This is a genomic window from Parabacteroides sp. CAG:2 (genome assembly GCF_000436315.1).
Lineage (GTDB): Bacteria > Bacteroidota > Bacteroidia > Bacteroidales > Tannerellaceae > Parabacteroides > Parabacteroides distasonis.
In genome coordinates this window covers 123073-135221 of the sequence record NZ_FR885328.1, presented here as the reverse complement: position 1 = coordinate 135221, position 12149 = coordinate 123073, and the positions used below count along the sequence as shown (strand labels likewise).

Genomic DNA, 12149 nt, shown 5'->3' with positions numbered 1-12149 from the left:
GACGCTCTTCCAGAATTTGATCCAAAGTCGCATTTGCAATCGGAGCTAAACCAGCACGTTCGCGAACCAAGTTTAATGGAGCGTCTCCATTTTGTCCCTTACGAACTTTAGCCTCAGCGTTCATTAACAACACATCAGCATAACGGAATACACGGATATTATTATTATCGCCATATCCAGTACGTCCCGGAGTCATTTGATTAGCCGGTGTATAAGCCTTTCCATTATAAGCAGTCGGTTCACCCGGTTGAGCGACAGGAATATAATCACCGTCACGAGTAGTGGCATCCGTCATGAGGAACGTTGTTTCCGCACGAACCGCTTCACCACGTTTAGAGAATAAATTACGGATTTTCTCAGTCGGCTCAATAAATGCCCATCCAGAGATAGGAGCCTCTCCACGAGGACCTTGGAACGCAAACCAGTTGTCAGAAGAAACGATATCACCACTTCCATTTCCAAAGTCAGTAAATTGATACTCTAGCAACGACTCATTACACAATTTTCCCGGAATCTTAAACAACTCATAGAAGTCATTATACAACTCAAACTTTCCGCTATTGACGATATCCTCGGTCAAGGCCAATACCTCATCCCATTCATTATCATACATCTTCTGTTTCGCTTTCAACATCTCAGCGGTATATTTTGTAACCGCTCCCGGATGCTCAGACTCATTCGGACGAATAGCCGGTAAGTTTGCTATACAATAATCCAACTCGTCATAAATGTACTTCTTTACATCCTCTTTCGTATTCTTGAATACATTCAGTTCTTGATTGTCTAACAAAAGAGGCACATCGCCAAATAAATTTACCAACTGGAAATAAGCATATGCTCGGAAAAAGCGAACTTCAGCAGCATATTGAGCGTTTAATTGCTTGTCTGACTCACTCGTCAAATGTTTAGCATAATTCTCTAAAGACTCCAATGCTGAATTAGAAGTAGAGACAACATAATAGCAGTTTCCCCAAAGGCCACTTAATGCCCAGAAAGTAGTCAAACGATCATACTGGAATTTACTAGCATACTCATACTCAATCTGGTCCGTAGGAGATCCTCCTTTATTCACATCGTCACCGCGAACTATGATACATCCATACGAGGACCAAGACCCCAGATAACCACGAGCGGTCGCATATACACCGGAAACAGGCATATACATATTCGATTTATTCGTATAATCAATACCCTCTACCTCTACAGTATTCTCTGGAAGCTTATCCAAGTAATCACTACAACTGGATGTCAGCAATGAAAAGGCTAAAGGGATAGCCCATAAAATCTGTTTTTTTAATATATTTTTCATATACTTTTGATTAGCATTTAAAGATTAATAAATAATACGAAGACCTAACGTATAAGAAGATGCTAAAGGATATACACGCTCATCAAATCCATAAGAAGAAGATGCTATCTCACCTTTCTCGTTCTTACTACCCAACTCTGGGCTGAAGCTGTTTGCCTTGAAAACAGTCAAAGGACGATCAGCAGTCAAGCTCAAACGAATGCTCGGCATCTTGAATTTTCCAAAGTCTTTCTTCGGGAATGTATAAGCAACTTGTACATTCTGAATACGGAAATAAGAACCATCTTCTACATAGAATGAGTTAAAGTTAGAGATATTCCAAGGTTTTACAGAACCTTTCGCAGACATATATTCGTTAGTAGAGCCCTCACCTGTCCAACGATTCTCGAACTGATCTAAGTCATAGTTCAATTCAGAGTGCCAACGGCGGTCACCACGTTTACGGTTTACGATCTGGTTTCCAGCTACACCTTGCATAACCATAGAGAAATCGAAATTCTTGTAAGAGAATCCTAAGTTGATACCGTAATTGAAGTTCGGGATATAAGAACCCAATGTTACACGGTCTTTATTATCAATCTTACCATCCTTATTTTGGTCAACATACTTGAAATCTCCGGGCTCCAAACCATTTGCTACAGCAATCGGATCTGCAGCGATCTCTGCGGCATTCTGATAAACACCCTCAATATCATATCCATAGTAAGCATTCAACTCACCACCAACTTGAGAAATCGTACGGAACTCCGCAGAACCACCATATAAATAAGATAAACCATTCAAATCTTTTACCTCATTGTGCAAGGTTGTCAAGTTTGCTCCAATGTAGTAAGAGAAATCTTTACCGATCTTATCAGCCCAGTTAAAAGACAACTCAACACCTGTATTCAAAATCTCACCTCTGTTACCTAATAAGTTACCGGCACCCATTGGCAGAGGAGCGTCGATCACGGCATTTTGAGTCAAACGATAATACCAGTCTGCCTCTATTGTCAAACGGCTATTCAACGTACGAAAATCTAAACCGACGTTCGTCTCATTCACGACTTCCCAACCTAACCAACTAAAATAAACCAAGTTCGTATAACCAGGAACAGCGCTTCCTCCAAATATACCAGAGGTACCCATATCTTGCGTAATGGAAGCGAAACCATCACTAGCCGCAACCTTATCGTTACCTAACTTACCCCAGCTCGCACGTAATTTCAGATAATCAACCCATTTCTGATCTTTCATGAATCCTTCTTCTGAAATATTCCAAGCAGCACCTACAGAAGGGAAATAACCCCATTTCTCTTGGTATTTGGAAGAACCATCAGCACGCATTGTAGCAGACAATAAATATTTGCCTTTATAATCATAAGATACACGACCGAACCAAGAAACACCACGATAAGTCGTACCGTCATCGCCAGTTTTACGTCCATCCGCATTACCTTGATTCAAATAGTAATATTCCTCGTGTCCGCCCGGAACACCTGTAGCTTCTCCCCATAGGTTACGCCAGTTCTCTTCACGTACGGATTGACCCAACATCGCAGTTAAACCATGATCACCGAACGTATCTGTATAGGTCAATGTATTATCTAAAATCCAACTGTGATAAATATCATTCTTCTTATTCAAAAGGGGAGTCGAATTCAACTGAGTTCCACCAACCAAAAATTCTGGAGTATAAGCTCTTGTCTGGATAACATTGATATCTTGACTATAAGCCGTTTTAAAGAATAACTTATTCTCCGGCAAGAAGTCGAATTGCGCATAGAAAGAAGGCATTACGCGCAACATTGAATTTTTAGAATCATAATACTCCGCTTGAGCAACCGGATTGTAGTAATACTCACTCAAACCGATTTGGGCAGGAGAACCATATTTCGTAGGATACGGATTCAAGGAGCTATTTTCATCATATACAGGAATAATACCCGGTGTACGGAAAGCTGCTAACCAAACCTCGCCGTTTGGCAAGTTTTGCGTAGAGTTGCTCAAAACAACGTTAGCTCCTACTTTCAACCAATCAAAAGCCTTATAATCCGCTTTCGTACGCAAATTGAAACGAGAGTAATCATTTTTAGAATCCAAGATACCATCTTGATACAAATAAGAGGTACCCACAGAATAAGTAGCTTTTTCAGTACCTCCAGAAATGTCTAAAGAATGGTTGTGAGTTAAAGCTGTATGTAAGATCTCATCATACCAGTTTGTATTAGGAAGTGTTCCCCAAACATTTTTAGCGTTATTTACAACAGCCTGTAAGGTTTCATTACCCATCTCACTGATCATAGTCGCATATTGCTCACTATTAGCCATTTTCAATACATTCGTAGCCTTTTGAAAGCCAACATAACCATCATAAGTAACCGTAGCAGGACGATTCAACGCACCTTTCTTTGTCGTAACCAAGACTACGCCATTCGCCGCACGTACACCATAAATAGAAGCGGCAGAAGCATCTTTCAAAATAGACAAATCTTGAATATCACTATTATTCAAGAAATCAATATTATCAAAGAACATTCCATCTACAACATACAAAGGTTGGCTATCCGTATTCATAGAACCGATACCACGAATACGTACGGAAGGACCGGAACCTGGCTGGCCACTATTCGTAATCTGCACACCCGGCACTTTTCCTTGCAAAGCACTCATCGGAGATGATGTCGCATGTTTCGTAATCTCATCAGCCTTGATCACGGCAATTGGAGCTGTCAAATCCTTAGCCTTACTCGTACCATAACCGATAACGACAACCTCTTCCAAGTTTTGCGTATCCTCACTCATAAGAACATTTACTACAGTCTGTCCGTTAACCGGAACTTCTTGTGTAGTCATACCTACATAACTAAATACTAAAGTCGCATTCTTGGGAACATTACTCAAAGTATAGTCTCCATCCATAGAGGTTATGGTACCATTAGTCGTACCCTTAACCAAAACACTCACCCCGATAGCTGGGTATCCTGTGGCCTTTTCAGTTACCACACCGGTAACTGTCAGATTCTGCGCAAACATTGTTGTCGCGGCAAGTAACAGGCATAAACAAAGCATTAATTTAGCTTTCATTCATTCTAGTTTTAAAGTTGAACATTTGTTTTTACACTCATTATTAAATTTGAAGCAAATGAACACCCAAACCTAAAAAAGGGCAAATTTTTGTATACTTCAACACTACTGCAAGCCTTGCGCAAGCAGAAAATTACTACTTTTATACTACTGCAATACATATTAATTATCTTATTTTCAGTTATAATACATTTGTTAATTCAAAAGGAGAACATTATATGTTATTAAACACATCTCACTAAATATGGGAACACAAAAATGACAAGGAAAACTCATAGTTATGATTTTCTTATTTCATAGTTATGATATTTTTCATTCATAACTATGAAATTTCTTAGTGGAACTGGATCATGAAATCTACCAAGCTTTGCCCCTCCGGTAGATTTAGTTTTTTACGCAATCGATAGCGCGCCGCCTCGATACCACGTACGGAAAGATTTTGCATACGAGCCATATCCTTAGTTGGCATATTCAAACGTAATAAAGCGCATAATCGTAAATCGCCCGGAGTCAAATCGGGATACCGCTCTTTTAGATTCGTAAAGAACTTTTCGTGGATACGATCGAAATTAGTCTGGAAAATGGCCCATTCATCCTCGCCTGATATATTCTCTTCGATCATGCGGATAAGCTTATCGAAGAATCGTTTCGTATAACTTCCCGATAATTGTTGAGCTTGTATTTCCTTTTTTAGACCTTCAAGGAAATCATTATGAGAGATAACAGACAAAGTAGCACTGGCTAATTCCTTACTCTTATAAGTAAGGTCATTTTCTAATTTTTCATTCTCTAGCTTGACAATTAATTGCTCTTGCGCCCTCAATTGCTCTTCTTGCAATCTCTTTTGCTCCTCGTTAACTTTTTTCTCACGCATGACAATCCACATCGTATACATTCTCACTAATACGACCAGTATACATAAAAACAAAGCAAAATAGATGATCAGCGCCCACCAAGAGCTATAAAATGGACGTTCGATCTTGAATGGATAAGACAGAGAAGATAGCTCTTTTCCTCGATCGTCTTTCACAACCGCATGTAACACAAAATTACCATACGGTAAATTAGAATAAGTCCGTTGAAAATTACTGGTGCCTTCTATCCATTCATTATCAAACCCGTCCAGTTTATAATAGATCAGGAAACGGCGCCCCGTAAAATCCGGATACGAAAACTTAAAAAGAATCGTATTATAGCTATAACTCAATACGGACGTACCGGCTTCCGGTGCGTCCGCTCCCTTGCAAGGGAGCGGAGCGAACTCATTTTCATGCCGATTATAGGCCCTTACCTGCGACAAACTTAATGGAACTCGAGTCGTATCCACATAATTCCGGTATCTGTCATAACGAGCGATCCCCCCGTTTAGACAAAAATAAGACGTCCCGTCGGAAGCCACATAAATATTTCCCCTATCCTCTATGGTCGGATTATCAAACAAAGTAAAAGGAATACGCTGTTTTAACTGGAATCGCCCAGACTCATATCCTAACAATACATATTCCGAATTCCGGATAAACCAATATAAATCATTATTCAAGGAAACAACCCGATAGGTATCGCTTAACTCGGGAAAATCCTCATTCAACAAATCATAAGGAACGATCTTTCCAGTCAAATCCTCATAAGTATAAAACTTACTCCCATCCGAGAAAACAATACGTCCGCGTAATTTCATTACATTAATCGTACCACTCTCATTACCTTCCTCCAGTTTTCCGATATACTCCATCTCTTTCACGCTCCTCAAATCCTCATTCAAGCGAAGACGATAGATACCTTTATACATATGGCTAGCCCATATATTGCCGGTAGGGTCAACCTCAAACGATTTGATCAAATTAGAGAATCCTTCTACATTATGGCTAAATTTCCAACGATTAGTAACCATATCCCGGGTGAAAACACTGAGTGGACGGTAAGACATCTGGAGTAAAACTTCCTTTCCATGGATAATTGTCTTACGTAATGCGGTACCCCCTCCATTGGGACCCGGTATCTGAGTAGCTTTTCGGCCCTCTAGCTGTAAGGTACCTGTATTATGTCCGGCAATCAGTTGATTTCCGACATCGGAGATATACCATGTCTGTTCTTGAGTACCGGGAATCAAGGTTGGATAACTATCATTCTCAGATAACGCATAAAGACCTTGGTTCGTAGCTAAATAAACAATACCCTTCTCTATCACCATATCATGCACCATACCAATCTGGGCCTCAAGCGGTTCATAAAAATAGATCGGAGAATTCACATGTATCTGCGCGATACCATTATCCAATGTAACCCATAAATTATCCGAATTATCAGCAAATACTCTCAATACCGTATTATTAATCAAGCCATTCTCCCGGTTGATATGCCACAAAGTTTCCCCCTGCTTATTAATCGCTACAACCCCATTAGAAATCGTACCCACAATAAAAGTAGAATCTTTCATCATGACTCCCCGGTTTGCGATCCCTTCCTTTAATATCTCATTGGCTGGTGTATTCCACACAGACAATTTTTTACGCACCTCATCATAGATAAAACATCCACTACGAGCCGAGACCAATAATAGCTGATGATCAAATGGCAAGACCGAAACCACATCATCCTCCAAAACCTTTTTCGATAGTAACTCTGTAAACTGGCCGTCATCCATTCGACAAAAGCTTCCTCCCTCCATGAACTGAACGTATAGATGATCGTCTAATGTGAAAATATACAATGGAGACAGGTCGGATACACCTTTTCTTACTTTTTCCCCGTCATAAATAAAAAAGCTCCGGAATGATTGAAAATAAATCTCACCCTTATATTCATTAATCGTCCAGAACTCATCATTATTCAGATAGACATTCATCTCAGACGAACTGAGTGAATGATAAATCAGATCATTCTCATCATCCATCTCAAAATACCCGAACTCCTCGAAAGAGCCGACATAAATACGTCCGTCCTTCGATATATACAAAGCACGGACACCTAGATTATTCGGTAATTTCACAAGATCCCAATGAATACCGTCAAAAACCAAAAGCCCCCGGTTATTCCCAATATACATCTTTCCTCCCGGACCTTGGGAGACGGCCCAATTCTGGTTTCCCGCTTTGTAATCGCTTACGGAATAATTGATGATTTTAGGAATATAGGGTACCTTCGCATTCCCCGTTATACAAAATAACAAGGCAATAACGCAACAAATCAACATACGAACCAACGTCCTCTTAAGTATCTCCTTCACTATATAGTACAGAATGTTATGTACCACAAAAGTAAATAAAAAAACATCACGTTACACCCTACTTCTTATAAACTCTCACATAATCAATCTCGAACACATGTGGAAAAAGAGAATCATCAATACCCTTTTGGCCTCCCCAATTCCCACCGATCGCCAGATTCAGCAAGATATGAAAGCGTTTATCGTAAGGCCAAACCTCATAGCCTGTCCCCTCGTTCTTAAATGTAAAGTATAATTGATCATCTACATAAAGCCGGTACTCATCTTCCTCCCATTCCAAGGCATACACGTGAAACGCTTTATAACAATCCGGACACGCAATTTTAGCATTTTTTTGAGTTCCGATCGCATGATTATATTTTTCCGTATGCGAAGAACCTACGATCGTATCGGGATCATAGCCCACATTTTCCATAATATCTATTTCCCCGCTTTTTGGCCAATCCCCGTATTCCCAATCCGTTGGAAGCATCCAGATGGCCGGCCATGTCCCTCGTCCGGTCGGGAGTTTCGCCCGAATTTCAAAACGTCCGTACAACCAATCCCCTTTTCCTTTCGTAATCAGACGAGCCGATGTATATGAACGACCTTCCATCGGTTCTTTCAAGGCCGTAATCCTCAATACCCCATCCGAGACCCAAGCGTTCTCCTTTCTGCCGGATGTATAATATTGAGCCTCGTTATTTCCCCATTGATATACATTACCTTCCGTATCATAAGACCATTTCGTAGAATCAGGAAATCCCGTATAGTCAAACTCCTCACTCCATATCAATTTCCACCCGCCTTTATCCATGGGTGCAGACAAATCGATATCACTAGCATTCGCCAGACTGCTCAAGAAAACACTATATAGGATAAAACCAAACAAAAGAAATGACCGTGACATAACAATATTGATTTAAATCAGAATTTCCACAAATATATGAAAAATAAATAAAAGTGTAGATGAAAAACACATCGCAAGGTTATCCCCGCAATTATACTGCGAATACCACAGGAGATATACTTCAAGTGGCAGAGAAGATATACTTCATGGCCAAAGTAAGTACTACCCCATTTTCCCTAGGGATTAATCGGATAAGCTATCTATACGAGAAAATGTCACAAAATAAAAAAGGGATGCCACAATTGACATCCCTCTCTCTGGATTGTTGAGTTGTCTCACGAGGATTCGAACCTCGACAGACAGAACCAAAAACTGTAGTGCTACCATTACACCATGAGACAATCCGATTGCTTTACTAAAGCGATGCAAAGGTAAGAATAAAATCTTACCTTGCAAATTTTTTGATTATTTTTTTACTTTGCGATCAACAAATAATAATTTTTCTTACCTCTTTGAACCAATAAATACTTATCGTCAAGCAGTGAAGAACAATCAATTACAGTATCAACCTCCGCTAATTTCTCTTTGTTAAAACTTACGCCACCACTTTGTACCAATTTACGCATCTCACCTTTTGAAGGGAAGATAGCGGCTTTTTCAGTACACAAATCAACAGCCTTGATTCCTGCGGCCAATTCATCACGGGAGATATCGAAATGAGGAACACCCTCGAATACGGCTAGTAATGTGTCCTCATCCAATTTCAACAAAGCCTCGTGAGTGGAGTTACCAAACAAGATATTGGAAGCCTCGACAGCGGCCTCATAATCTTCCAAAGAGTGAACCATAACAGTCACTTCTTTCGCCAAACGTTTCTGCAACGGACGCAAATGAGGAGCGGCCTCTTGCTCCGCCTCCAAAGCGGCGATCTCTTCTTGGCTCAAGTCCGTGAAGATCTTGATATACTTGGCGGCGTCAGCGTCGCTTACGTTCAACCAGAATTGATAGAATTTATACGGAGAAGTATAGCGACGATCCAACCAGATATTACCGGATTCCGTCTTTCCGAACTTACCACCGTCGGCCTTCGTGATCAACGGGCAAGTCAAGGCATAAGCCTCCCCTCCCAACGTACGACGGATCAATTCCGTACCAGTCGTGATATTACCCCATTGATCGGTACCACCCATCTGTAGACGGCAACCCTCATGCTCATACAAATACAAATAATCGTAGCCTTGTAGCAATTGATAGGAAAACTCGGTGAAAGACATACCTACACTGGATTCGCGGCTCAAACGCTTCTTCACAGAATCCTTAGCCATCATGTAATTCACGGTAATATGCTTACCGATATCGCGGATAAAATTTAAGAAAGAATAATCCTTCATCCAGTCATAGTTGTTCACCAACTTAGCGGCATTAGGAGCGTCGGAGTCAAAATCAAGGAACTTAGCCAATTGTTTCTTGATGCAATCCTGATTGTGACGAAGAGTAGCCTCGTCCAGCAAATTACGCTCAGCAGACTTCATAGACGGGTCACCGATCATACCGGTAGCGCCACCCACTAAAGCGATAGGACGATGACCGGCACGTTGGAAATGCTTCAGCATCATCACACTTACTAAGTGTCCGATATGCAAAGAGTCTGCCGTTGGATCGATCCCCACATAGGCCGATGTCAACTCTTTCTGCAATTGCTCTTCCGTCCCGGGCATCATATCAGCGATCATGCCCCTCCATCTTAATTCTTCTACAAAATTCATCGTATTAATTTATATCGTATTACATTAATATATTTGTCACTTTATCTCATACGAGGCAAAGGTACGACTTTTTAATTGAGAATCGAAAATTGATAATTGATAATTATCCGTTTAGGTGGAAGATAGAAACGTTTTTAGCGATTTGAATCCGCAGCTTTTCTTCCGGAATATCCAACGCTTCCGCTACATTTTGGTAGACCCCGCGGATATCAATCGATTTATCATCGGTCTCCAAGAAAAGGAAATCAGGCCATGCGGCACGCAAAGCCGACGGATTAAAACGATCTCCAAAAGAGAGATAAAACCCCAAGCGAACCAATTGGGAGGCAAGTTCACCATTACCTCGAAAGCCATGGATAATCCAAGGCATCTCCGGTTTCACGGCCTTTTTACAGGCAATGAGATCCGCCCACGCTTTTACGCAATGGATGATTAATGGCTTATGTGTTTCCTCCGCTAAATTGGCTTGTGCCAGAAACACCTCTTTTTGCAAATCCATTGGAGATTCGGCCAGTGTATCAAGTCCAGCCTCTCCGATCGCCACGACTCCCGAACCAGACACCAATACCCTAAGTAGATCCATCTGCTCCTTTACATTATATATATACCACGGATGAATACCATATGAGCGAATAACCGTATCAGGAAGTGAACCCGGCTGCATATCACCCATTGGACTCACGATCCTATTTATAACCGCGATATCCTCCTTATGGAAAGGCATCTGATGCGTATGTATATCATAATAACCCATGGCGTTACGGAACCGGATCATAACCGCTCCCACCCCAAGGATGGCAACGAAGTATTCGTTTAACCGCAAGATACAATCCTTTCACAGGGCCATATTTCTTCAAGGCTTGCACCGCATATTCGGAACAAGTGGGCGTATACCTGCACGAAGCCGGTGTCATAGGAGAGATACAATATTTGTAGAAATAAACCGGCAATAAGAGTAATGTGGTAAAAAAGCGTCTCATTATTCTTTATCCCGAAGGATATGGATCGCTTTCTTCATTGCCTTTTCCATCGCAGCGTACGGATGGATCTCTTTATCGAGGTACAGGAAAGCGATTAACATGCCCTTATTCTTCGCTTCCAACGGTTCCAGTAAATCATATTTACGAACCCGGTAAGCCTCACGTACCTGTCGTTTGATCAAGTTACGTTTTACGGCTCTCTTAAATCTTTTCTTCGGTACACTCACTAAGAAGGAAGCACGGGCAGGCATCTCTTCCTCCATCGGTAAATAAACGACCCGCAGTGGAAACGCCACGAACGATTGTCCTTTTTCGAATAATAGGTCAATGTAACGTTTCCACGACAGGCGTTCTTCTTTTGAAAGGGTATACCTTTTTGTCGTCATTATTTTTTACCGTCTTGCTGTTTTTTCAGATATAAATCCAAAGCAGCAGTCATAGAAGGGGCTTCCACCGTGGGAGCCTCAACGTCCAAACGCAGACCCGCATCTTTAACAGCCTTTGCCGTAGTAGGGCCAAAACAGCCGATCTTTATATCGTCTTGTTTGAAATCCGGGAAGTTCTTCAATAAGGAAGAGATACCCGACGGACTAAAGAAAACCAACATATCATAATCGAATTTCTCGTCCTTCGCGAAATCATTGCTCACCGTACGGAACATCACCGCTTTCGTATAGTTGATTTTCTTCGCATCTAACAAAGCGAATAGATCATCTTTATGTACATCGGAAACAGGTACTAGGTATTTCTCCTTCGCATGTTTGGCGATAACAGTCACCAAATCATCTGCCTTACCGGTCTGACCATAAAAAATCTTACGTTTTCTATAAACGATATACTTCTGGAGATAAACAGCGATCGCCTCTGTCATACAGAAATACTTCATCGTTTCCGGGATAGCCACACGCAATTCCTCGCATAAATGAAAGAAATGATCGATAGCCGTACGAGCCGTAAAAATAACGGCGGGGGG

General features: G+C 41.1%; 9 protein-coding genes (1 of these 9 running past the window's edge). All 9 read right to left on the bottom strand.

Features of this window, described 5'->3' with window-relative positions:
* Positions 1–1309, bottom strand: the 5' portion of a protein-coding gene (locus tag QVP94_RS16680; RefSeq protein WP_022193040.1) for a RagB/SusD family nutrient uptake outer membrane protein. It extends 221 nt beyond the left edge of the window; 1309 of the gene's 1530 nt are visible here — the first part of the coding sequence; it begins with the start codon at positions 1307–1309; the stop codon falls past the left edge of the window.
* A 24-nt stretch (positions 1310–1333) separates the two neighbouring features.
* Entirely contained in the window at positions 1334–4375 is a 3042-nt protein-coding gene (locus QVP94_RS16675; RefSeq protein WP_005863650.1) for a SusC/RagA family TonB-linked outer membrane protein, read from the bottom strand.
* Positions 4376–4709: 334 nt separating this feature from the next.
* Positions 4710–7568, bottom strand: coding sequence for a triple tyrosine motif-containing protein (locus tag QVP94_RS16670; protein ID WP_022193039.1), 2859 nt, complete (start codon positions 7566–7568; stop codon positions 4710–4712).
* Positions 7569–7659: 91 nt separating this feature from the next.
* A complete protein-coding gene (locus QVP94_RS16665) occupies positions 7660–8490 on the bottom strand; it encodes a glycoside hydrolase family 16 protein (protein WP_009275446.1) in 831 nt (276 codons plus the stop codon).
* A 413-nt stretch (positions 8491–8903) separates the two neighbouring features.
* Complete coding sequence (gene tyrS / locus QVP94_RS16660; protein WP_008773162.1) at positions 8904–10196, bottom strand: tyrosine--tRNA ligase; 1293 nt, start codon at positions 10194–10196, stop codon at positions 8904–8906.
* A gap of 103 nt (positions 10197–10299) precedes the next feature.
* Positions 10300–10971: a TatD family hydrolase gene (locus QVP94_RS16655; protein ID WP_022193038.1), complete on the bottom strand. Its 672-nt coding sequence runs from the start codon at positions 10969–10971 to the stop codon at positions 10300–10302.
* Positions 10955–11176 (bottom strand): membrane protein insertion efficiency factor YidD, encoded by a 222-nt coding sequence (gene yidD / locus QVP94_RS16650; RefSeq protein WP_005863660.1) that lies wholly within the window; start codon positions 11174–11176, stop codon positions 10955–10957. Before yidD ends, QVP94_RS16655 begins: the two co-directional genes overlap by 17 nt.
* Positions 11176–11562 (bottom strand): ribonuclease P protein component, encoded by a 387-nt coding sequence (rnpA, locus tag QVP94_RS16645; protein WP_005860298.1) that lies wholly within the window; start codon positions 11560–11562, stop codon positions 11176–11178. Before rnpA ends, yidD begins: the two co-directional genes overlap by 1 nt.
* The coding region (locus QVP94_RS16640) for a uroporphyrinogen-III synthase (RefSeq protein WP_288213305.1) at positions 11562–12149 on the bottom strand (588 nt) is incomplete at its 5' end. The genes rnpA and QVP94_RS16640, both read right to left, overlap by 1 nt.